Genomic DNA, 22,508 nt, shown 5'->3' with positions numbered 1-22,508 from the left:
TTCGGCGCCACCCCGAAGTTGGGACTTCGGGGTGGCAATTCGAGAGCCCGGAAGGGACCGCCCGAACTCACGAGGAAAACGCTGGCACTATCTGATGTGCCGTTCCGGCCGTCGGAATGACTTTCTTCAGATCCAGTGTACGAGGGTTGAGAACCCAGATCATCGGCAGTTCGGAACTGCTGACCAGGAGGTCGTCGCCGACGAGCGTCATGTGGTAGGGCTGTGGGCCGACATCGGCCTCCATCGTTTCTCCGGTCGCGACGTCGATGCGGACGACACGCTCGCGTTCGCGCGCGCTGACGTAAATCGCTCCAAGCCCGGCATCGACACCGTGCAGCTCGCCGCCGATCTCGATCCGGTCCAGCGTTTCACCGCTGTCGGCATCAAGGATCGTGACAATCCCCTCATCGGCCTCGGCGGAGATCAGGCGCCGCGCACCGGCCAGAAGGCGCATGTGCTTCGGACCACCTTCGACCTTGAAGTTTCGTGTCACGTAGCCTTTCGCCGGATCAAGATCGCTGATCGTTCCGTTGCCCGCATTGGATATGAAAACCCGCCCCGTCGCCGGATCTGCGACTGCGTATTCTGGAACGGGGCCTGTGGGCACGGTTGCCGTTACTTCACCGCTATCGAGGTCGATGATCGAGACGGCTTCGAGTCCGGGATGGGTCACAATGGCCCAACGCTCGTCCGAGCTCACCTCGACATGATGAACGCCGCCCGGGACCTCTATCCTTTTGACGACCTCGTGCGAGGCGGCATTGACGATGGAAACGATGCTCACGCTGTCGGGCATGGATTTTGCCCCACCGTGATGGGCAGCGTGATCCTCGGCAGAAACGCCGGCAGGCCTGGAAACTTCACCGGGTTCCACTTCCGACAGGCTACCGGCGATCAGCCAACCACGCTTCGGAGCGGAGGCGAGGCCGTGGACGTCGGTCAGCGACTCGATGCGCCCGACGGGTTCAAACGCCTCGTCGAGATGCAACGCTGTGCCGGCACCTCCTTCGGGAACGTAGACATCCGCAAGTCCTGAAAAGGGCATGGCGATGGCAGCTGCGAAAGTGAGTGTCAGGGTTTTCATGATGCCTCCGGATCGTTTTGCAGCACTTGTCCGAGATTCCCGTGGGGGAAGGTCAAATCACATGGATTTCACATCAACGTGACCGATGCATTTGGCGAGGGGCTTGACCTTCCAGTGCGGGAAGGCGGCACGCGGGATCAAAGCGGAGGGACCAGATGACACCGGAAATTGGCGTATTCGCACTTGCATTGGCTTTGGGACTTGCGCTCGTCCAGAGTATTTTGCCGATGATCGGGGCGGCGCGAAACAACGCCTTGTGGATGGGTTCGGCCAAGGCGACCGCAATTGGGCAGACCGTGTTCATCGGTCTCTCTTTTGCCGCCCTGATGCGTTCCTTCGTCGTCAGCGACTTCACCGTTCGCAACGTCGCGGAAAACTCGCACTCCCTGAAACCGATGCTGTTCAAGATCGCCGGGACCTGGGGCAGCCACGAGGGTTCGCTGCTGCTCTGGGTTCTGATCCTCGCGGCTTTCGGCGGGGGTGTGGCAGTGTTCGGTCGCAATATCCCCGATGCCCTGAAGGCGCGCACGCTTGCCGCGCAGGCCTGGATCAGTGTCGGCTTCCTGTCATTCCTGCTGCTCACGTCCAACCCCTTCGAGCGCCTGTATCCGCCACCGATCGACGGCAACGACCTCAATCCGCTTTTGCAGGATGTGGGCCTCGCGATGCATCCGCCGCTGCTCTATGTCGGCTATGTCGGCTTCTCCATCGTGTTCTCCTTCGCGGTCGCCGCATTGATTGAGGGGCGTGTCGACGCGGCCTGGGCAAGGTGGGTACGGCCCTGGACGCTGGCGGCCTGGATCAGTCTGACCGCCGGGATCGCGCTTGGCTCCTGGTGGGCCTACTACGAGCTCGGCTGGGGCGGCTGGTGGTTCTGGGACCCGGTCGAGAACGTGTCCTTCATGCCGTGGTTGCTGGGCACGGCACTGCTGCATTCGGCAATCGTTACCGAGAAGCGGGGCGCTTTCAAAAGCTGGACCATTCTGCTCGCGATCCTGACCTTTTCGCTTTCGTTGCTTGGGACGTTCATCGTCCGCTCCGGCCTGCTGACTTCGGTCCATGCCTTTGCCGTCGATCCGGAGCGTGGGGTCTACATACTCGCCCTGCTTGGCCTGTCCATCGGCGGCTCGCTCACCCTCTATGCTTGGCGTGCGCCCGAGATGGAAAGCGGCGGCGTCTTCGCCCCCGTCAGCCGGGAAGCGGGGCTCCTGATCAACAACCTGCTGCTCGGCGTAGCTACGGCGACGGTGCTCTTCGGGACGCTCTATCCGCTGTTTCTGGAGGCCATTACCGGCGACAAGATCTCTGTCGGCCCGCCGTTCTTCAATGCCAGCTTCGTGCCGATCATGCTTCCGCTGGTCTTCGTGATGGGGTTCGGGCCGTTCCTCTCGTGGAAGCGGGCGGACCTCCGTGGCGTCCTTCAGCGCCTTTGGGGACTGTTACTCCTCTCCTTCGCTGCGGCTGCAATAGTCTGGTATCTGACAACCGGCGGCCCCTTGCTCGCTGTCCTCTCGCTTGCCATGGCTTTCTGGCTGTTCCTTGCGACGTTGCGGGAATGGGCAGGTCGCATTCGCTTGCTCGAAGCGCCTTTCGCCGAGAGCGTCCGCCGCGCGAATGGACTGCCACGCGCATCCTACGGGATGACGGTCGCCCATCTCGGTTTGGCGATCGCAATGTTCGGTTTCATCGGCTCCAGTGCCTGGAAATCAGAACAGGTCGTTTTCGTTTCTCCGGGAAATGAAATCGGGATCGCCGGTTTTGACGTGCGTTTCGACGGGGTCGAACGGCGGCAGGGACCTAACTACCTGGCCGACGTCGGAACACTGGTGGTGACGCGCGACGGCAAACCGGTCACGACGCTCTTCCCGGAGCGCCGTTTCTACCCTGTAGCCGAGAGCAACACGACAGAATCGGCCATTCGGTCGACGCTGGCGGGCGATCTCTACGCCTCTCTGGCCGAACCGGCGGCCGACGATGCAAAGCCCGGTGCCTGGACGCTGCGCATCCTCTACGAGCCTCTGGTCAATTTCATCTGGCTGGGATCGGCGATGCTGGTTTTGGGCGGCGGCCTGTCGCTTTCCGACCGACGTCTCAGAATCGGAGCGCCGCGCCGGTCGACCGCTGCACCGGCAAATGCAACGCCTGCGGAGTAGGCCATGAAAAGACTGCTTGTCGCCCTACCGCTCCTGATCGTTATAGTGATCGGCGGCTTCCTTCTCTGGGGGCTCAACCCCGAACGCGACCCAAATGCAATCCCCTCGGTCCTGATCTCGCAACCGGCCCCGGAATTCGATCTTCCTCCGCTCGAGGGCATTGGCGTACCCGGCCTCGCACGGTCGGATCTGACGGAGACCGGTGAGCCGGTGGTAGTCAATGTCTTTGCATCCTGGTGCGTGCCTTGCCGCGCGGAACATGCCGAGCTGACGCGCATGGTGCGCGATGATGGTGTGCGGCTCATGGGCATCAACTACAAGGACAAGCCCAAGGATGCGCTCCGCTGGCTCAACAATCTCGGCAACCCCTATGAGCGGATCGGGACGGATCTGGACGGGCGCGCCGGGATCGAATGGGGGATTTCCGGGGTGCCGGAGACATTCATCGTGGATGGTTCGGGAACGGTGCTCTACCGATATGTCGGCCCCGTGGTCGGCGATGAAGCCGTTGAAAAGCTCTCCACGGCGCTGGCCCAGGTGCGCGCCAACGCGGGGGCCGGTTCATGACGATGCGCTCACTGGCGGCATATCTCTTCGTTCTTCTTCTGGCCTTTCCCGCATTCGCTGTCGAACCGGACGAGATCCTCGAAGATCCGGTTCTGGAAGCCCGTGCGCGGGACCTGTCGAAGCAGTTGCGCTGCGTGGTCTGCCAGAACCAGGACATCGACAGCTCCAACGCGGGTGTGGCGCGTGACCTGAGGATTCTCGTGCGCGAAAGGCTCGTTGCTGGCGATACCGATGAACAGGTTCTGGATTTCGTCGTCGCACGCTACGGCGACTACGTGCTGTTCCGTCCGCCATGGAAACCCACAACCTACGCACTCTGGATCGCGCCCTTCCTCGTTCTCGCAATCGGTGCCACCGCGGCAGGCGCGGTGCTGTTGCGGGCCAGGTCGAAATCTGGGCCTTTCGGACTCAGCGTGCAGGAAGAAGCAGAGTTCGCCGACCTGAAGAAACACCTGGAACAGGAGCGGTGAGATGATCCTCTGGCTTTCCTTCGCCATGCTTGTGGCCCTTGCCGTTGCTTTCCTGATCGTCTCGATCTTCACGTCCCGAACCGCACCGGCGGCAAGCAGCCGGGATGATGGTGCGTTGTCGATCCATCTTGATCAGCTTGCCGAGATCGAAGCGGACCTGGGGCGCGGGGTCATTTCCGAGGCCGAGGCTGCCGCTGCCACAGGAGAGGTCAAGCGTCGGATGCTTGCCATCGCCCGCCGGTCTGACAAGACAAGCGGCACTCCCTCGCGCGCAGGACGCGGCCCGCTGATCCTTGCGGCGGTTCTGGTTCCTATTGCTGCCGGCGGCTTCTACAGCCTGCTTGGCTCACCGGAAACACCCAGCCTTGCCTTTGCAGATCGCGCCGAAGAGCAGGCGCAGGCGACCGAGATCGCAGGTTTGGCCGAGAAGCTTCGGATCCGGCTGGAGAGCGACGAGTCGGGAGGCCCGGCCGAGGGCTGGGGCCTTCTCGGGCAAACCTATATGAGCATGGGCCGCGTGGAAGATGCAGTTCAGGCGTTTGAGCGAGGCTCAGAGCAACCGGATGCCAGTTCGGCGATTTTCTCCCGCCTCGCAGAGGCGCTGATCCGGATGGACAGCGGGATCGTTACGCCTGCGGCACAAAATGCGATCGACAGGGCGATTGAGCTGGATCCGAACAACCCTGCCGCCGTCTTCTACAACTCGATTGCGCTCGACCAGCAGGGACGGAGTGGCGAAGGCTACGACAATTTGCTGGCAGCTCTGCAGTCGGCCGATGGTTTCGCGCCTTGGATGCCTTCCTTCATCGACCAGGCAAACAGACTGGCCGAGCGGAGTGGCCGGCCTCCCGTAGACGTGGCCTCCTTCGCACCGATGGCGCGCGAGGCCGTCCCTGGGCCAAGCGCGGAAGATGTCGCGGCGGCGGGAGAGATGAGCGAGGAGGATCGCTCTGCCTTTATTCGCTCAATGGTCGGCCGGTTGGCGAGCCGGCTTGAGGAGGAGCCGGACGACCTCGACGGTTGGCTGCGACTTGCCAATGCGTACACGGTCCTGGGGGAGCGGTCGAAGGCCATCGACGCCTATGAGCAGGCCATCGTTCTTGCGGAAAAACTCCCTGAATCGGACCCGAGGCGCGCGCAAGTGCAGAGCGGTCTTGATCGCCTTGGTGCTGGAGGTGACTAATCACCCGATCTTGTTGGAGGCGTCGCGACCAGTTTGAATTTGTGACTATTTTGTAGTGAGAATACCCGAGATCAGGGTCGGGAAAGCCATAGGGCTTGCGCGTGATCCCTGCCGGGTCAGTCACCTGCTACGTGTTGCGCCTGCCAGGCGAGGTATGAGGAAAAGACGGAGAAGCTCTCATGAGATCGGAGAAATCCTGGCCAGCGATTGCGGCGATGCTATTATTATCTGCTTGTGCAACCGTGCCCGACGCCGGTATCTCGGGAAGCGCCCCGAACGATGTGGAGGAATTGCCCGCGGAGGTGCTGGCATTGGCCGCTCCGCATCAGGACCTCACATCCGTTAGGATCCAGCCGGAGGATGGCTGTTACTGGTACAAGTGGATTGGCCACGTGGAAACAACCTACCTGCCGGTACGGACGGTAGACGGACGGCCGATCTGCACGAGGTAAGGCCGGCCTTGCCGCCGAGCGCGTGCCAGGTGTGAGTTGTCTCGTTGACCGGCAATCACCGCGCACGAACACACCGGATCAACTGCGCGCGGTGAGCGATTCCTCTCCGGGATAGAGAATGGCTGTCGCGCCAATGTCCACGAACTCGTACAATCCATTGATATGCGGCATGACCATGCGCACACATCCGGAAGATGCGCGTGATCCGATCGAGCGCGGAAGTGGGGTTCCGTGGATGCGCAAATACGTATCGCGCGAGCCCACGTAGAGATAGAGCGCCCGGGACCCCAGGGCGTTGTCGGGCCCCGGGGGCTGGCCGCCAGCGAACTTGGCATAGATCTCTGGCTCGCGCTGGATCATGTTCGCCGTGGGTGTCCAGGACGGCCACTTGGCTTTGCGGTTTATCGTGTAGGTGCCCGGTTCATAGAGGTTTCCACGGCCGATGGCGACGCCGTAGCGCATCGCGGTTCCGTTGGGTTGAATGTGGTAGAGATAGCGCGCCACGGCATCTACGTGGATATCGCCAGACGTTAGATTACGGTTCGTCTCGACAAGACGTGGCAAGAAGCGTGGATTCAATCCCCAGGGATTTGAAATGGCGGGATCGTAGTACGCCGGCGTCACCTGGGCATCCCAGCTGGACCAGTTTGATGGCGATGCCGCAGCGCCACCTGTCACTGCTGGAACAATCGGCGTCGAAAACATCGCTGCGGTGGTAACGATGAAATGGCGTCGTGTCAGCATACCGATATCCTTGTTGAAACGGGCTAAAACCAGAGCCTCAATGGTGCTCAAATTGGCCGGGGCAAGCAATCTCGGACTTTACTGAGTCTGTTCAAAGGTTCGTGCGTTTTGGTCCGGAACTCAGGGCCGAAACCGGCGAGATTATTCGGGCGATCGGACGCGAGTCCTGCCAAGTTGCCCTATCGACATTCCAGTCGCGAAACCGCATAAAACGCGTATGTCTCGTCTGCTAAAAACTCTGTGCATCACTTTGCTACTGGCTTTTGCCGTCGGCACGGTCGTGCAGACAGGGTCTGTCGGGGCCATGGCATCACAGATTGCGGTGGACGAGCATGGTGCTATGTCAGATGCGCTCTGCGAGGATTGTCCGGGTTTGGACGGTCATGCCGGGGCAGGATGCACTGACGGGTGTGCCTCACTGACCTTGGCGGCGCTACCGGCCATATGGGACGGATCGGCGGAGCCTCGCGCTTTGCTTCGGACCCGTTCCACAGCATGGAGCGAAAGCCGGGGAGACCCGCCAGCCTTCACACCGCCGCGCCAGAAATTCTGATGTAAACCGCCGCGCCGATTTCCGGCGCATGGAAAGCGATCCGGCTTGGGTACCGACATCAAGCGGCCCCGGCCATCCACATCGGACGATCTAGAAATGTCAGAATATCATTCCGCCCCGATGTCCAGGCGTACCTTTTTCGGGTCCGCCGCAGGGCTCTGGGCTGCAATACACGCCCCGGGACTATGGGCTCAGCCAGCAGGCACAGCCGTCACAGGGCTCGTTTTTTCCGGGGGCGATGTCCTTGCCTTTGGCAACCGGTCCTTGCGCAGTTCGGACCGGGGGGCGACCTGGACGACACACCCGGTTCCCGACGGGCAGCCTGCGGCCGTAACCAGCCATCCCGCTAGGCCGGGACGCCTTTTCGTTTCTATCGAAGGCGGCGGGGTCGAAGTGTCCGAAGATTTCGGCCAGAGCTGGCGACGGCAAGGGCAGGGGCTTCCTGACCGGACGCTCGATGCACTAGCCAACTCGGCCAAGAACCCCGATACGCTCTATGCGGCTATTGGCGGAGACGGCCTTTGGCGCAGCGAAGACGCGGGCGAAACCTGGGAGTTCGTCATGGACCGCCCGTTCCTCTCGGGGAGCGAACAGGACGTACGAACATTGGCTTCAGTCGATCTCGCCAGTGGCATGGGCGGAATATGGCTATATGCCGGCACAAGCGCGGGTCTACAGCGCGTGCCCGATTGTTTCTGCCGCTGGCAGGATGTGCAACCGCAGGGTGCGCTGGACGCGCTTGTCGAGGGCGAGAAGGCCCCGACCGTCATGCCGTTGCCGGAAGGCGAGCCCGTCAATGCTCTGGTTTCCTGTGCAGCGTCGCCGGAACGGCTCTATGCGGCCCTGCCTTCGGGCGTCTGGGCGTCGGCGGATGGCGGCGTGATCTGGTCCAAAGCCGCTCCCTTCGTGGCAACCGCCCTGGCCGTTGATCCCTCTGACGCCGACACACTCGTAGCTGCTACGCCGGCCGACCTTTTCCACAGCCGCGATGGCGGCCAGTCCTGGGTCGTCTCCGCGATCCTCTGAAGGAGTAATGATAATGAAGAAAATCACCCTCGCCGCTCTTGCCCTGATCGCAACCCCTGCGCTCGCCTCCGAACCGGTCACTGTCTATCGCGACCCCAGCTGCGGCTGCTGCGGCCTTTGGGCTGAATACATGGAAGACCGTGGTTACGACGTGAAGATCGTCAACGATCCCAATGTCGCCGAACGGGCGATGGCGGCCGGTGTGCCGCAAAAGGGCCTGTCCTGCCATCATTCCGAGATCGGTGGTTACGAAGTGCACGGCCATATCCCTGAGGAGATTATCGCCCGGCTTCTGAAGGAGAAGCCGAACATCACGGGACTGATATTGCCAGGCATGCCCCAGAACTCGCCGGGCATGGCGCGCGAGAAATACGGAACGCTCAAGGTCTATTCCTACGGACCGGACGGAATAGAGGTGTATTCGAATGAATGACTTTCGCGCCTTTCCCGGTTGCCGCAAGGCGACCGGGGGCGCTCTGTTGGCTGCGATCTGCTCGGGGGCGGTGTCAGGTCCATCCCTTGCCGAAGAGGTGACCTTCCTCGGCGAAACAGTTCCGGATGCCACGATCCGGCAAGGTGAGGTGCTCTATGGCGAATACTGCGCCGACTGTCACGGCGTGAACCGCGAAGGCGCACCCAACTGGCGCCGGCGTCTGGAGAGCGGTCGCATGCCCGCCCCGCCGCAGGACGGCACCGGCCACAGTTTCACCCATTCCGACCCGGATCTATTCGCGATGACAAAACTGGGTATCGATGCCGTCGTGCCGGGGTACGAGAGCGACATGCCCGCCTTTGACGGTGTGCTGACGGACTCGGATATTGTGGCGATCCTCGGCTTCGTGAAGAAGCACTGGCCTGAGGACAAAGGCGCGATACAAGCTGGATTGCCAGGAATGGCGGCTTTTCGATGATGTTGAAACCCGCGCCGGGATCACTCGGCGCGGGTAAGTTCACTACCGCTGGACGCGCGTTCGAGCGCGTCAAGCACCTCCTGACTGCTCAGCAGTTCGGAAAGAACGATCCCTTCCGGTGCGTTCGGTCCGTAGACGACGTTGAAGGGAATGCCGAACCGGCCGAATCCTTCCAGGTAGCGAGAGATCCGCTCATCGGGCCGGGTCCAGTCGGCCTGCATGGGGACCACCCCCGGTGCGGCCAGCGCGGAGGCGACCGAGTCACGATCCAGAACGAGCGCCTTGTTGGCCTTGCAGGTCAGGCACCAGTCGGCCGTGACATCGACGAAAACCGTCTCGCCAGTGGAGACCAGCCGGGCAATCTCGCTGCGATCGAAGGCGACCCAGGTGGTTGCGCTAACCGGTGACGCCGCTGGTGCCGGTGTGGTCAGGAAACCGGGCCCGATAAGTACCGCTATCGCCAGAAGGGCCGCCGCGGACATGCCGATGCGTCCGCGGAACCGGCCGGATGAAAAACCTGCGACCAGCACAAGCGTTCCCAAGGTCACAAAAATGGCGGTGCGTGTTCCGGCAACGCCAACCAGCACCCACAGCAACCAGAGCGCGGTGAGGGCGAGCAAGGCCCCAAGAAGCATCTTGACCCAGATCATCCAGGGGCCGGGCTTCGGCATTCGCGAGACAAGCTTAGGGCGGGCGGCCACCAGCAGATAAGGTGCTGCGAGGCCGAGACCGAGCGCCGTGAAGATCAACAAAATGTCGATGCCTCGTCCCGCGAGTGCGAAGGCGATTGCCGTGCCGAGAAACGGGGCCGAGCAAGGGGTTGCGAGAACAGCCGCAAAGGCCCCCGTGGCAAAATCGCCAATATGGCCGGGTGTACCGTCGGCCCGCGCTAAGCGGGTCTGAAAGGATGACGGAAGGTTGATCTCGAACATCCCGAACAGGTTGGCCGCGAAGAGCGCCAGGATCAGGAACATAACTGACAGGAAGCTCGGGTTCTGGAATTGCAGCCCCCAGCCGACAGACAGGCCGAGGCTGCGCAACAGCAATGTGATTGCGGCCAGAGCCCACATGAAGGCAAGCACACCCAGAGCAGAGGCCAGGAAACCCGACCGGATCCGCGTCCGCGTCTGGTTTCCGGACTTGAGAGCTGAACTGAGCTTGATCGACAGGACTGGCAACACGCAGGGCATGACGTTCAGGATCAACCCGCCAATGAAGGCGACGAGCGTGATCGCCAGCACATCTCCCAGTCCCGGGACGGCTTTTCGTAATGTGAATGGCGGTTTCGGTAGGTCTTCGGTAAGATCGGGAGTTTGGGTTGCGGCAACGGTGCCGTCGGTGATGGTAACCCGAAGCTCCGGCAGCGTCGGGCCGGCATAGAGGATTGGAACACTTGCCCAAAGGGCACGGCCACCATCGCTGAGCCGGATATCCGGTGCGCCGAATGCGACCTCCGGCCCCAGTTCCGGAAAAATGTCCGGCGTGGAGAAGCCTGTTTCGCTACGCGCCGTCAGAACCAGTGCGGATGTATCCTTGGCGATGGCGGCGGCGGCGATTGATAATCCACTTGCCGAACCGTCATCGGGAACCTTGCCAGCGAAATCGGCGATCCGTGTGGCCGATTGGGCGTCAATCCCGCCCCCCTTTGGCAGATCCAGCGACAGCTCGAAAATCTCGGGCACACAGATGTCGGAACAGACAAGCAGGTTCACCGCTGCCCGAAGCATCACCGCGTCGCCGGGGCGTTCAAGCGTTATCCGAAGCGGCAGAGCCACTTCTTTCTCGTAACCGAAATTCTCGATGCCGAAGGCCCGGAACCGTTTGGGCGCTGGCCACAGGATCTCTGCCTCCTTCACATTCTCCGATTCTGACCAATCGATCTCTGGAGGAATCCCGACCTCGCCTGGCGAGCGCCAATAAGTTTTCCAACCGGCACGAAGCTCAAGATCCAGGGCGGCGGAAACCGACCGCGCGCCGGCGGCAATCCCGTTTTCTGCCGTGATGATCCTGGCTTCGACGGCAGGGGAGGTGTGAACATCAGACACAGCGGCGCCAGCGTCGCGGGCGCCCATGATCGACAACGCAAACACGAAGACGATGGCAACGCCAATGCCACCGAAATGGATCAGGCGGTTGAACATATGCTGTCGATCCCTTCGGTTCGTTCCAGTTCGATCAACTGTTCGATCCTGCGGTCGCTGATTTGGCCCTGAATGACAGTCTTTCCGATCACCAGGGCCGGGGTGCCCACAAAGGCAAATATCCCCGCGAGCGCCGCGCTGTCATATAGCTCTTCCTGGATACTCTCGCTGGCCATGTCCGCCACCATGCGGTCGTGGTCGATGCCGATGTCATCGGAAAGCAGGCGCAGATATTCGGGTGTCGCACGAAAGGCGGATTTCATGAGGCGCTTGTGGAACGCGACATAAGCGCCCTGACGTTTTGCTGCCAGCGCGGCTTTGGCGGCCAGATCGGAGGTCTCACCGAGAAGGGGGAGTTCATGCCAGACCACCTTTACGCGACCGCCGGATCTGTTTTCGATCTCTGCGAGTTTCTGCGTCTGAATGCGGCAATAGGGGCAGTAGTAGTCGGAAAACGAAGCGACCGGAACGACATCGGCCGAGCCCGTTTCTCCTCCGTAGAGCGCCGAGCAGATATCGGCACGCACACGCGCCTCTGCAATCGCTTCATTGGGATCCGATTCCTGCGAAGACAGGCCGACAAACGGGTCGAAAGCGGTGCTTCGGTCGCCCCCCTCGATCTTGCGGAATCCGGCTGGATCATCGATGGGCTCGAACTGCAGCGGTCCTTCGAACAAGGCAGGCCCGTATTCCCAGGCCGCGAAGCCTCCGGCGGCAAGCGCAATGCCGGACAAGACGAGTCGACGATCAACACCCATGAAACACTTCCCTGTCAGTTCGTGTTGTTGCTATTGCCCACCCGAAGTGTCGACAATTGCAAATCCGATCCTTCCACCGTCGCAGTCGAGTCGAGCTACGCCACCGACGCCGTAGGAATTCACCGCGCATCCATCCGGAAGCGTCATGAGGTTCTGACGGGCAACCGGCGTCTTCGGCAATTCTCCGGTGCAAACACCGTTGGTGGCGCATCCGGCAAGCACCACTGGACTCAAGAGCAGCGCCAGCCGACGGACGCTGCTGAAGACCATTGCTTTCATTCCGCTGCGATTGATCTGCCCTTTACGTCCGGTCTGTGCTCGAGGAGTGCTGGTTTTGCAGGGACCTCGTCAGCTGTCTTGTCGGAATGGCCATGGCAGGAACGCCCCATCATCTTGTGCATCACGAGGTGCAAACCAAGACACAGGGCAAGAGGAGCGAAGGCTGTGATCGTCTGTAAAGTACCGCCACTTGCGCCACCCGCCAGCAGGTATGCGCCGACCGGAACCAGCATGACGATGCAGCAGGCCCACATCCCATATTTTGCGAGTTTGCTTCCGCTCTCGGCTTTCACGTTGTCTTTCAAGGCATTGTCCCTTTCGCAGCTTGTTTACAAAAGCGTTCGTGCCACCTTCCGGCGTGGGAAGGTCAATACTGTCCCGTTCACCGTTTCGTTATCGGTGTCCTGTTGACCCTCCAGCGCTGGAAGGTGGTTCAAGACTTCCGCGAAACAGGAAAGAAAGCCGGAGGCATGGCAGTGCAAAACAGGCAATCTGTCCGAATGGGCAGACGCAACTTCATTTTTGGTGGGACGTGCGGCGCACTCGCTGTATCGTCGCCAGCTCTTCTCAAGGCACAGACAATACCGGATGACAGGCTCGCCAGCCCGGCCACTCAACGAAACGTCTCGTCGTTTCGCGTGCATGACTGGCGCGACCATTTTGACAGTCTCAAGGGTGGAGTGATCCTGTCTGACACGACCTCCAAGATGCTGCAATACTGGTCAGAGGATGAAAGCATCCGGAAGATTTATCCCACCAGCGTGCCCCTTTCAGATGATCTCACGAGGCTTGGATACACCACGGTGGTTCGAAAGGTCGAAGGGCCGAGTTGGCGCCCCACCCCCGATATGAAGAAGCGGAATCCCGACTGGCCGGATTTCGTTGGGCCAGGGCCGGACAACCCACTTGGAACGCATGCGTTATACCTTTCATGGCAATATTATCGGATCCATGGGACCAACGACACGCGCAAGATCGGCCGCAAATCCTCCAATGGATGCATCGGGCTCTACAACGAACAGATCGAGGAACTCTTCGCGCTGGCAAAGGTCGGCACGCAGGTGAAGTTGATCTGAATAGGGAAAACGCGCACCATTGTGAGGCGCGCGGACAGGAAACGAACGGGACATGAACAAGTTACTTCCGATTGGCATCGTCGCCATTCTGCTTGGCGGTATCGCGGTATTCGTCATGCAAACCCTCAACCCACCCGAAACGGCTGGTCATTCGATGACGCCGCCCGATACATCTAAGATTGCCGAAGGCGCGCCAATTGCCGAGGTTCGGGTGCCTGCCGAGCTTTCGGAAAACGCAAAGATCGGCAAGACCGGGTTTGATGCCAAATGCGCCGCCTGTCACGGAGAGAACGCGGCTGGACAAAACGGTGTGGCACCGCCGCTTGTGCACAAAATCTATGAGCCGAGCCATCACGGCGACGTTTCTTTCCAGCTCGCCGCGAAAAACGGTGTCCGGGCGCATCACTGGAAGTTTGGCAACATGCCTCCAGTCGATGACATTACTGATGGCGAGGTGGCCTATATCACGCTTTACGTGCGCGAGTTGCAGCGCGAGAACGGGATCAATTGATGGGGCGTCGGGGCGTCACAGGTTTCTGGCATCGAATCTGCGCGGCGCTACTATGCCTTGCGCTTGCCGAGCCATCCCTGTCCGCCCCCGAACCGGCCCACGCTTCGAATGACCTTGAAAACTCTCATACGCATGATCGGACCGATCAGGGTGGGCATCATCACGACACACCTGACATCGACAAGGACGATCACTGCCACCCGGGACTAGACTGTTTTTTCCAGGCAGTTGTAGCGCTTCAAGCCATTCCTGAACCGACCTTCGAAACGAGTGCCTTGTCGGGCTTGGCGCCTGACAAGAGCCTCAAGGGTTTGATACGGGGCTTTGACCCGCCGCCGCCGCGTGGCCTGTCCTGATTTCGCAAGACCATCAGAGACAGGACCATACAGGATCAGATCCATGAAACTTTCAGCTATTGCCGCCGGCGCCGCCGGTATTTCTATCTTTGCCATTGCAGCGCTCGCTCATGGCGGCGCGACCGGCGTCGTAAAGGAACGTATGGACGGGATGTCCGCTATGGCGGATGTGATGAAGGCGCTTGCGCCGATGATGCAGGGCACGGTTGCCTACGATGCTGATGCGGTGCGCGCGGGCGCCGCGAAAATCGCCGAGCATTCCGGCGAGGCTCTCACCTCGAAATTCCCCGAAGGCACCGATGGGATGCCCTCTGAAGCCAAGCCCGAGATCTGGCAGGATTGGGATGCCTTCTCCGGTTTAGCGCAGCAGTTGGAGATCTTCGCCAAGGGGCTGGAACGTGCGGCTGACAATGGTGTCGGTGGCATGCCGGCTCAGGGCGGTATGATGGGCGGCGAAAGCATAATGGGCGGCGGCGCAATGGGCTCTGGAATGCTGGGCGGCCAAGGCATGATGGGCGGCGGCGCGCCAATGATGAGCGCCGAGCATATCGGCCAGATGCCCTCCGGCATGGCCTTTGCCATGGTCAGTCAGGCCTGCACCGCTTGCCACACGAAGTTCCGCGCCGAGGAGAAATGACGTGCTGGCACTGTTACGCCTTGCGGTTCTCGCGGCCGTGGCGGGCGGGGTCTTCGTGATCGGCCTGATGCTTTGGCCGGCAGGGCGGGACCCTGCTCCGATCGAGTTGACAGGGGATGTGAACCGTGGCGCCTATCTCGCGCGCGCCAGCGGTTGCATCGCCTGTCACACCGACATCTCCGGCGGTGGCGCGCCGCTCGCGGGCGGGGCACCGCTGGATACGCCCTTCGGCGCCTATTACCCGCCCAATCTTACGACAGACCCTAAGCATGGCATCGGAGACTGGAGGGTCGAGGATTTCGCGAAAGCTGTCCGACAGGGGGTTTCACCTGACGGCGAACCCTATTTCCCGACCTTCACCTATCCGTTCTACTCAAACTTTTCCGATCAGGACATCGCCGATCTCTGGGCGGCGTTCCAGACCGTTCCGGCCGTTGGTGAACCCGCGCCGGCGCACGAGGTGGCTTTCCCCTTCAACCAGCGTTGGGGCATGAAGCTCTGGCGGGCTGCCTTTCTGAAACCTCCGGAGACCGAACCTGTCGATGGGAGGAGTGCGACCTGGAACCGTGGGCGGGAACTGGTGGAGGGAGCCTCGCATTGCGCTGCTTGCCACACGCCGCGCAACCTTGCCGGTGGCCGGATGAGCGGTGCCGCCTTTGCCGGAAACGAAGACCTGCCGGGTGGTGACAAGGCGCCCTCGATCTTGCCCGATGATCTCAAGGCCCGCGGCTGGACGGTCGACAACCTCGCCTTCGCGCTTCGCACCGGTGTGATGCCGGACGGCGACGCCTTTGGTGGTAGCATGGGCGAGGTCGTTCAGGGTGGCACGGCTTTCCTGAGTGACGCCGACCTGACCGCGATGGCGACCTATGTGCTCGATGCCGAATGATATTGTCCGCGGGCCGCTTCCGGTCCGCAGGATCCAGAAAGGGACCAGATTGATGTTCACACGCAGAACCTTGCTGGCAGGTGCTGCCGCGGCCGCTGCGGCGCCACTGTTGCCCGGCCGCCTGTTTGCCGCCGGCCCCGAAGCGAAGATCCTGGAGGCCGCCGCGGCGCGGGTCCAGATCGCGCCGGAGGGCTACCCGCAGACCGAGATATGGGGCTATGGCGGCGCGGTGCCCGGCACCGAGATCCGTGCGCGGCAGGGGGACCGGTTGCGTCGCAGGCTGGTCAATTCGCTTGAGCAGCCGACCACACTGCACTGGCACGGCATTCGCATCGACAATGCGATGGACGGGGTGCCGGGTGTCACGCAGGAGGCGGTGCCGCCGGGGGGCGATTTCCTCTATGAGTTCGATTTGAGAGATGCGGGGACCTACTGGTATCATTCGCACAACCAATCCTACGAACAGGTCGCGCGCGGCCTTCAGGGAGCGCTGATTGTCGAGGAAACCGATGCACCGGATGTGGACCGCGAAGAGGTACTGGTGCTCGACGATTTTCGCCTCGACCCGGAGACCGGGCAGATCGCGGGCTTCGACAACATGCACGATTTCAGCCATGGCGGACGGCTCGGCAACATCGCGGTCACCAATGGCGTCTTCAACAAGACGCTTTCGGTGAAGCAGAACGAACGCCTGCGCCTGCGCCTTCTGAACACCGCCAATGCAAGGATCTTCCAGCTGCAACTGCAGGGCCTCGAAGGTTGGGTCGTGGCGTTCGACGGGATGCCGCTGGAGGTGCCGCAGCCTTTGCCCGAGACCCTGCTTTTGGCCCCTGCGCAAAGGGCCGACATCATCGTCGATGTGACTGCCGAGGATGGCGGCGAGGCACATCTGATCCGGCTCGACCGCGAAGAAGCCTTAAGCCAGATCCTGTTCGAGGTGAAGGGCCGGGCATCCGAAAGCCGCCGCCCGGCGCCCGCGCCCTTGCCGCCAAATCCCGACATGGAGGTTGCGGGTCTGGACGATGCTTTGCGTAGCACGCTCCACATGGAAGGCGGCGCGATGCGCGGCTTCCAGTCGGCGATGATGGATGGGCGGAAGGTCGGCTTCCGCGAAGCCGCCCAGAGCATGAATTTCTGGGCGATGAATGGCATGGTCGGAATGCCCGACGAACCATTGCTGGTCGCCGAGCGCGGACAGACGGTGCGGGTAGTGATAAAGAACGACACGATGTTTCCGCACGGGATGCACCTGCACGGACATCACTTCCGCGAAGTGCTGGAGGACGGCACCCTCGGGCCGCTGCGTGACACCCTGTTGATGTTCGGTGACGAGACCCGCGAAATCGCCTTTGTCGCCCACAACCCCGGCGACTGGGTGTTCCATTGCCACATGCTGACCCACGCCGCCTCGGGCATGATGACCCGCATCAAGGTGCTGGCATGAACAGGCTGCTCAAGGGCGCCGCGGCGCTTGGCTGCGGCGTGCTCCTCGCGGGTGCCGCGGCATGGGTTGTCTCCGGCAGTTCGGCACGGTCTTTCGGGCAACCGGAAGACGTGGATATCGCGGCGGGGGCAACGCTATACGCGGAAAACTGCGCCTCCTGTCACGGCGCAAATCTCGAAGGGCAGACCGAGGACTGGCGCAGCCCCGGCGAGGATGGGTTGTTGCCCGCACCGCCGCACGACGAGTCCGGTCACACCTGGCATCACGGCGACATGCTGCTCTTTACCTACACCCAGCTTGGTGGCGCCGAGACGCTGGCCCGGCAGGGGATGGAATTCGAGAGCGGCATGCCTGGCTTCGGCGATGGCCTGAGCGATCAGGAGATCTGGAACATCATCGCCTTCATCAAATCCATCTGGTCGGACCGGATCCGCGAAATCCAGTCGGTCCGGACAGAAGCAGAACGCAGACAACAGGGAAACTGAACAGATGAAAACTCTCCTTACCGCCGCCGGCGTGGCGCTCGCCCTTCTTGGACCACTTCCGGCCATGTCTAGTGATCTCAGCGAAGAACGGATCAAGGAACTGGTCTACGAAGCGATCCGGGAAAACCCCGGCATCGTCATGGAAGCGGTGGAACTGCTTCAGGCGCAGGAGGCCGAGCAACAGGCCGCCGCCGCTTCGCAAGTTCTGTCCGCGCATCGAGACACGCTGGAGAACGATCCCAACGCGCCTGTGATCGGAAACCCGGATGGTGACGTCACGGTGGTCGAGTTTTTCGACTACAACTGCCCGTACTGCAAACGTGCCGCAGACGAGGTGAAGGCGCTCATGGCCGACGATGGGAATATTCGCATCGTCTACCGCGAATGGCCGATCCTCGGCGAAGGTTCCGTCTTTGCAGCCCGCGCCGCGCTTGCCTCACGCAGTCAGGGGAAATACGAGGCCTTTCACTGGGCGCTCATGGAGTTGAAAGGACGTGCCGACGAGGCGTCGGTATTGCAGGCCGCAGAGAAGGTCGGGCTCGATATCGACAAGCTCTGGGAAGACATGGATGCACCGGAAATCGAAGAACATATTGCGACTTCGATGGCCCTGACGCAGGCGCTCGGCTTTTCCGGAACGCCATCCTTCGTGATCGGAGAGGCACTTGTGCCGGGGTACGTCGAGAAAAAACAGCTGCAGGATCTGGTCGAAAAGACCCGCGCAGAAAACTGATCCCGGAAACCCTTGGACATGGGGTTTTCAACTTGCCGGTGGCATCGCGCCACCGGCCTTTTTTTGTCATGCGGCTTCGGACTTGTAGCCGGCCTCGTAGATGGCCGATTGCAGCGCCTTTGTGGGAAGGTCGCTGGAAATCGTGACGGAGTGGTCATCGAGGTTGCAATCGATCGTTGCGGCCGCATCGACCTCTCTAATCGCCTTTTCGATGGCGGCCGTGCAGTGACCGCAGCTCATTTCTGGTACGGTGAATCGGGTCATGTCGGTCTCCCTTTGGTGCGACTCTCTTTGGTTCCTGCGCTGGAAGGTCAAGTATGTTTCCGCCCTAATCAATACCGTGAAAATGCGGTGCCTCGCCACGGGCCATCGCAAGGTGATGCGCCTGATGGTGGGCGCCAAGGCTCAGAATGCCGAAGAAGCCCAGCCCAAAAATGCGGTCTTTATCTCCGGCCTCGCCGGTGACGCGCAGAATGGCGCCACCCGGGGTCCGTGACGCCACCTGTTCCAACCCGCCGCTGCCATTCATCGTCGCGGCGTGGGCAGTGACCATAGCCTGAATGGAGGCGCGAACCGATGGGTCGCTGGATGCGACGCGAAACTCCGCGCCACCGTCGATCGGGTGCGTCGTGACGTTTGCCCACAGCGTGACGTTGTCCATATCGACCAGATGGGCGCGCAAAGCGTCTATATCGACAAGCCTCCAATCGGTTTTGGGATCGGCCTGCAAGGCATCAACGATCTCCTGAATTGCGCCAAAGGCGGATTGTCCCGGTTCAGAAACACCGGATTTGGGCTCCATGTGTTGCATGTGGGAGTAGTGATCCTGCGCCATCGCGGATGTCGAAAGGCCAAGCAGCACTGCAAGGACTGAAATGTGGGAACTCATGCACGTCTCCATATCGGATTGTTCGAGCAGACTTGCAGAAGACTCTTCGCTGGCACATGATTTCAATCATGTCATGTTTGATGCGAGACTTGTTTGAGCGCCATGCGATTGCCCGTGCGTATGCGGCTGGTGACTACTTGTTCCATTCGGGCGATCCTGTTCGCGTGGTTCATCTCTGTCTCACCGGTGAGGTCGCGCTTCGTCGCGTCACGCGATCCGGCGCCGATCTGATCCTTAATGTCGCTCGCGCAGGAGACGTGGTGGCCGAAGCCGCCGCCTTCGCCGAAGCTTATCATTGTGACGCGCAGTCGTTGGAAGACAGCGACACCCTTGCCGTGCCCGTTGAATCCTTTCTTTCCGTGCTCGCAGCGAACCCGGAGCTTGCACTGGACTGGGCCGCCAAGCTGGCGCGCGGGCTACAGGCGGCGCGCCGACGCGCCGAGATCCGGACCATTCGGACCGTCGGCGGGCGGCTGGACGCCTGGCTGGAAACCGGTGGCGCAGTTCCGGCAAAGGGACGTTGGCAGGACCTCGCCGCGGAACTCGGCGTCAGCCGCGAGGCGCTGTATCGGGAACTCGCGTCACGCCGCTCTTGACCTTCCAGCAGGTAGAACCCTTATCTAATGGGTCAACCGAACGAAACTGAGTCGCTGGTGACCAAATGAGCACGATTAATCTCTTCGTCAAAGGCATGTCCTGCGCCTCCTGTGTTGGCCGGGTCGAACGGGCGCTGAAGGCGCTTCCCGGTGTCGGGGAGGCGGCCGTGAACCTTGCGAACGAAAGCGCGAAGGTTGAATTTTCCGACCCGGCGGACGTGGCGGAGATCACCGCGGCGCTGGACAAGGCGGGCTATCCGGCGCGCATTGGCGATGTCGCCTTGCGGGTGGAAAGCATGTCTTGCGCCTCGTGTGTAGGCCGCGTTGAGCGGGCCCTGGCCAAGGTTCCAGGCGTCCTCGAAGCCTCTGTAAACCTTGCCAGTGAAACCGCGCGGGTACGCTATCTCGAAGGTCAGGTGACGCCCGAATTGCTGGCGCGCGCCGCGACTGATGCGGGCTATCCGGCCACTTTGCCTGAGGTGGCTTCGGACGCGCCGGATGCCGGTGAACGCAAGGCAGCGGAAGCTGACGAATTGAAGCGCCTCACTCACTTTGCAGGCGCGCTGGCGCTACCGGTCTTCCTGCTGGAGATGGGCGGACACATGATCCCCGGCTTCCACGCGCTGATCGGCCAGACCATTGGCCATCAGGCGAGCTGGCTGGTCCAGTTCGTGCTGACAAGCATCGTGCTATTCGGGCCGGGGCGACGTTTCTATCTCAAGGGTTATCCTGCGCTGCTGCGCGGTGCACCGGACATGAACAGCCTGGTCGCCATCGGCACCTCAGCCGCCTATGGCTATTCGGTCGTGGCGACCTTCCTGCCGCAGCTTCTGCCCGCGGAGACACGCGCTGTCTATTTCGAGGCCGCAGCGGTGATTGTGGTGCTGATCCTTCTGGGCCGCTGGCTGGAGGCGCGCGCCAAGGGCCGTACCGGGCAGGCAATACGAAAGCTCGTGGGCCTGCAGGCAAAGTCCGCGCTGGTGGAGCGCGAAGGCGGTCCGGTCGAGCTTCCCATCGACCAGATCGCTACGGGTGACGTGATCCGCGTGCGTCCCGGAGAGCGCGTCGCAGTGGACGGCGAGGTAATTTCGGGCAGCACCTATGTTGATGAAAGCATGCTGACGGGTGAGCCGATCCCGGTCGGCAAGGGCGTGGGCGACACGGTGGTCGGCGGAACGGTCAATGGTACCGGGGTGATCTCCTTCCGGGCGACCGCCGTGGGCGCCGACACGATGCTGGCGCAGATCATCCGCATGGTGGAAGAGGCGCAGGGCGCCAAGCTCCCGATCCAGGGTCTGGTGGACCGGATCACCATGTGGTTCGTGCCAGCCGTGATGACCCTAGCGGCGCTGACGGTGCTTGTCTGGCTGTTCTTCGGGCCGGATCCGGCGCTGACCTATGCGCTGGTGGCCGGAGTAGCGGTGCTGATCATTGCCTGCCCATGTGCAATGGGGCTGGCTACGCCGACCTCGATCATGGTCGGAACGGGCCGCGCGGCCGAGTTGGGCGTGCTCTTCCGGAGAGGCGATGCGCTGCAGCGGCTTCAGGAAGTGCAGGTAGTCGCGCTCGACAAGACCGGCACCATCACGGAGGGCAAACCTGCGCTGACCGACATGGAAATGGCCGCTGGGCAGGAGCGCGATAGTGTCCTCCGCCTCGTGGCCGCCGTCGAAGCCAGTTCAGAGCATCCTGTAGCCGAGGCGATCTTGCGCGCTGCGGGCGAGCGTGTGAGCTTGCCGCAAGTGGAGGACTTCACCTCGATCACCGGTTTCGGTGTGCGCGGCGCGGTCGATGGCATGGAGATTCTGGTCGGAGCTCGGCGGTTTATGGAACGCGAAGGCGTCGCGCTCGGCACGCTCGAAGCCAAGGGCGAAACATTTGCGGCTGCCGGCAAGACCCCGCTCTTTGCCGCCATCGATGGCGAGATCGCAGCCGTGATTGCCGTTTCCGACCCGATCAAGGCCAGCTCTCGAACAGCCATAGCGGCATTGCACGATCTTGGCCTGAAAGTCGCGGTGATCACCGGGGATGCTAAAGCAACCGCGGATGCTATTGCCAGGGAACTTGGCATCGACCACGTGGTCGCCGAGGTACTGCCGGACGGAAAGGTCGCCGCGCTGGAAGCGCTGCGCGAAGGTGGCCGCAAGCTCGCCTTTGTCGGCGATGGGATCAACGACGCGCCCGCCCTGGCCCACGCCGATATCGGCATCGCCATCGGCACCGGCACCGATGTCGCAATCGAGAGCGCCGATGTTGTGCTGATGACCGGGGACTTGCGTGGCGTGGTGAATGCCTTCGACATCTCGGGTCGGACGATGCGCAACATCCGGCAGAACCTCGGATGGGCCTTCGGTTACAATACTGCATTGATCCCCGTCGCTGCAGGCGTGCTCTACCCGGCCTTCGGCATCCTGTTGTCGCCAGTGCTTGCGGCCGGTGCCATGGCGCTCAGCTCTGTCTTCGTGCTCAGCAACGCGCTGCGCCTGCGCCGCGTGCAGCCTGTTCTGGCTGCGGATGAAGCCCGGAACGCCTCCAAGCTCCCCCTGTCCCCCGCTCCAGCCGAATAGGAGA

25 protein-coding genes are annotated in these 22,508 nt (G+C 61.8%); 17 read left to right on the top strand and 8 right to left on the bottom strand.

The window, feature by feature from the left end; genetic code table 11:
* Positions 1-67 precede the first annotated feature (67 nt).
* Entirely contained in the window at positions 68-1,084 is a 1,017-nt protein-coding gene (locus ARC39_RS21920; RefSeq protein ID WP_068117920.1) for a YncE family protein, read from the bottom strand.
* A gap of 155 nt (positions 1,085-1,239) precedes the next feature.
* On the opposite strand from ARC39_RS21920, the gene ARC39_RS21915 reads away from it, so the two are divergent.
* The 5 genes from ARC39_RS21915 to ARC39_RS21895 all read left to right on the top strand — a co-directional run bounded on the left by ARC39_RS21915 (position 1,240) and on the right by ARC39_RS21895 (position 5,909).
* Complete coding sequence (locus ARC39_RS21915) at positions 1,240-3,237, top strand: heme lyase CcmF/NrfE family subunit (protein WP_068117918.1); 1,998 nt, start codon at positions 1,240-1,242, stop codon at positions 3,235-3,237.
* A 3-nt stretch (positions 3,238-3,240) separates the two neighbouring features.
* A complete protein-coding gene (locus ARC39_RS21910; RefSeq protein WP_068117916.1) occupies positions 3,241-3,804 on the top strand; it encodes a DsbE family thiol:disulfide interchange protein in 564 nt (187 codons plus the stop codon).
* 2 nt (positions 3,805-3,806) lie between these two features.
* Positions 3,807-4,274 carry a cytochrome c-type biogenesis protein gene (locus ARC39_RS21905; protein WP_068118008.1) on the top strand — a complete coding sequence of 156 codons (468 nt, stop codon included), beginning with the start codon at positions 3,807-3,809 and terminating at the stop codon, positions 4,272-4,274.
* A 1-nt stretch (position 4,275) separates the two neighbouring features.
* Positions 4,276-5,457, top strand: coding sequence for a c-type cytochrome biogenesis protein CcmI (gene ccmI / locus ARC39_RS21900; RefSeq protein WP_236545350.1), 1,182 nt, complete (start codon positions 4,276-4,278; stop codon positions 5,455-5,457).
* A gap of 179 nt (positions 5,458-5,636) precedes the next feature.
* Complete coding sequence (locus ARC39_RS21895; RefSeq protein ID WP_068117911.1) at positions 5,637-5,909, top strand: hypothetical protein; 273 nt, start codon at positions 5,637-5,639, stop codon at positions 5,907-5,909.
* A 78-nt stretch (positions 5,910-5,987) separates the two neighbouring features.
* Here the strand turns inward: ARC39_RS21895 and ARC39_RS21890 are convergent, their stop codons facing one another.
* Positions 5,988-6,653, bottom strand: a complete 666-nt coding sequence (locus ARC39_RS21890; RefSeq protein ID WP_068117908.1) for a L,D-transpeptidase — start codon at positions 6,651-6,653, stop codon at positions 5,988-5,990.
* Positions 6,654-7,599: 946 nt separating this feature from the next.
* On the opposite strand from ARC39_RS21890, the gene ARC39_RS21885 reads away from it, so the two are divergent.
* Genes ARC39_RS21885 through ARC39_RS21875 form a run of 3 tightly spaced genes read left to right on the top strand, consistent with a single transcriptional unit; the run spans position 7,600 to position 9,143 of the window.
* The gene (locus tag ARC39_RS21885; protein ID WP_149866512.1) at positions 7,600-8,232 is read left to right on the top strand and encodes a WD40/YVTN/BNR-like repeat-containing protein; all 633 of its coding nucleotides are present in this window, start codon (positions 7,600-7,602) and stop codon (positions 8,230-8,232) included.
* A gap of 13 nt (positions 8,233-8,245) precedes the next feature.
* Positions 8,246-8,665 carry a DUF411 domain-containing protein gene (locus ARC39_RS21880; protein WP_068117905.1) on the top strand — a complete coding sequence of 140 codons (420 nt, stop codon included), beginning with the start codon at positions 8,246-8,248 and terminating at the stop codon, positions 8,663-8,665.
* Entirely contained in the window at positions 8,658-9,143 is a 486-nt protein-coding gene (locus tag ARC39_RS21875) for a c-type cytochrome (protein ID WP_068117902.1), read from the top strand. The genes ARC39_RS21880 and ARC39_RS21875 overlap by 8 nt, the downstream gene beginning before the upstream one ends.
* A 20-nt stretch (positions 9,144-9,163) precedes the next feature.
* Here ARC39_RS21875 and ARC39_RS21870 read toward each other — a convergent pair whose 3' ends face one another.
* The 4 genes from ARC39_RS21870 to ARC39_RS21855 are packed head-to-tail and all read right to left on the bottom strand — an operon-like array spanning position 9,164 to position 12,626.
* Positions 9,164-11,284, bottom strand: coding sequence for a protein-disulfide reductase DsbD family protein (locus ARC39_RS21870; protein WP_068117899.1), 2,121 nt, complete (start codon positions 11,282-11,284; stop codon positions 9,164-9,166).
* On the bottom strand, positions 11,269-12,042 hold the full coding sequence (locus tag ARC39_RS21865; protein WP_068117896.1) for a DsbA family protein: 774 nt from the start codon (positions 12,040-12,042) through the stop codon (positions 11,269-11,271). Before ARC39_RS21865 ends, ARC39_RS21870 begins: the two co-directional genes overlap by 16 nt.
* Positions 12,043-12,072: 30 nt before the next feature.
* Entirely contained in the window at positions 12,073-12,312 is a 240-nt protein-coding gene (locus tag ARC39_RS21860; RefSeq protein ID WP_068117894.1) for a hypothetical protein, read from the bottom strand.
* 5 nt (positions 12,313-12,317) lie between these two features.
* Positions 12,318-12,626 carry a DUF2933 domain-containing protein gene (locus ARC39_RS21855; RefSeq protein WP_236545347.1) on the bottom strand — a complete coding sequence of 103 codons (309 nt, stop codon included), beginning with the start codon at positions 12,624-12,626 and terminating at the stop codon, positions 12,318-12,320.
* Positions 12,627-12,791: 165 nt separating this feature from the next.
* On the opposite strand from ARC39_RS21855, the gene ARC39_RS21850 reads away from it, so the two are divergent.
* The 7 genes from ARC39_RS21850 to ARC39_RS21820 all read left to right on the top strand — a co-directional run bounded on the left by ARC39_RS21850 (position 12,792) and on the right by ARC39_RS21820 (position 18,452).
* Entirely contained in the window at positions 12,792-13,397 is a 606-nt protein-coding gene (locus ARC39_RS21850) for a L,D-transpeptidase (protein ID WP_438273278.1), read from the top strand.
* 52 nt (positions 13,398-13,449) lie between these two features.
* The gene (locus tag ARC39_RS21845) at positions 13,450-13,908 is read left to right on the top strand and encodes a c-type cytochrome (protein ID WP_068117889.1); all 459 of its coding nucleotides are present in this window, start codon (positions 13,450-13,452) and stop codon (positions 13,906-13,908) included.
* Between the two features lie 399 nt (positions 13,909-14,307).
* On the top strand, positions 14,308-14,901 hold the full coding sequence (locus ARC39_RS21840) for a c-type cytochrome (RefSeq protein WP_068117886.1): 594 nt from the start codon (positions 14,308-14,310) through the stop codon (positions 14,899-14,901).
* Between the two features lies 1 nt (position 14,902).
* Entirely contained in the window at positions 14,903-15,790 is an 888-nt protein-coding gene (locus tag ARC39_RS21835; protein ID WP_438273277.1) for a c-type cytochrome, read from the top strand.
* A 52-nt stretch (positions 15,791-15,842) separates the two neighbouring features.
* A complete protein-coding gene (locus ARC39_RS21830) occupies positions 15,843-17,234 on the top strand; it encodes a multicopper oxidase family protein (RefSeq protein WP_068117997.1) in 1,392 nt (463 codons plus the stop codon).
* A complete protein-coding gene (locus ARC39_RS21825; protein WP_078059410.1) occupies positions 17,231-17,719 on the top strand; it encodes a c-type cytochrome in 489 nt (162 codons plus the stop codon). Before ARC39_RS21830 ends, ARC39_RS21825 begins: the two co-directional genes overlap by 4 nt.
* Before the next feature lie 4 nt (positions 17,720-17,723).
* Positions 17,724-18,452 carry a DsbA family protein gene (locus ARC39_RS21820; protein WP_068117883.1) on the top strand — a complete coding sequence of 243 codons (729 nt, stop codon included), beginning with the start codon at positions 17,724-17,726 and terminating at the stop codon, positions 18,450-18,452.
* 66 nt (positions 18,453-18,518) lie between these two features.
* Here ARC39_RS21820 and ARC39_RS21815 read toward each other — a convergent pair whose 3' ends face one another.
* Both ARC39_RS21815 and ARC39_RS21810 read right to left on the bottom strand, forming a co-directional pair.
* Positions 18,519-18,716 (bottom strand): heavy-metal-associated domain-containing protein, encoded by a 198-nt coding sequence (locus ARC39_RS21815; protein WP_068117880.1) that lies wholly within the window; start codon positions 18,714-18,716, stop codon positions 18,519-18,521.
* Between the two features lie 64 nt (positions 18,717-18,780).
* Entirely contained in the window at positions 18,781-19,341 is a 561-nt protein-coding gene (locus tag ARC39_RS21810) for a hypothetical protein (protein WP_068117876.1), read from the bottom strand.
* A gap of 80 nt (positions 19,342-19,421) precedes the next feature.
* Here ARC39_RS21810 and ARC39_RS21805 point away from each other — a divergent pair, with 80 nt between their 5' ends.
* Together ARC39_RS21805 and ARC39_RS21800 are read left to right on the top strand one after the other, a co-directional pair.
* Positions 19,422-19,937: a Crp/Fnr family transcriptional regulator gene (locus tag ARC39_RS21805; RefSeq protein WP_161471004.1), complete on the top strand. Its 516-nt coding sequence runs from the start codon at positions 19,422-19,424 to the stop codon at positions 19,935-19,937.
* A 65-nt stretch (positions 19,938-20,002) separates the two neighbouring features.
* Positions 20,003-22,504 carry a heavy metal translocating P-type ATPase gene (locus ARC39_RS21800; RefSeq protein WP_068117870.1) on the top strand — a complete coding sequence of 834 codons (2,502 nt, stop codon included), beginning with the start codon at positions 20,003-20,005 and terminating at the stop codon, positions 22,502-22,504.
* Positions 22,505-22,508: the final 4 nt, after the last annotated feature.

It is taken from the genome of Tropicimonas marinistellae (assembly GCF_001509585.1).
GTDB classification, from domain to species: domain Bacteria; phylum Pseudomonadota; class Alphaproteobacteria; order Rhodobacterales; family Rhodobacteraceae; genus Tropicimonas; species Tropicimonas marinistellae.
The sequence above is the reverse complement of the archived record's forward strand: the minus strand, read 5'-3'. Positions and strand labels throughout refer to the sequence as shown.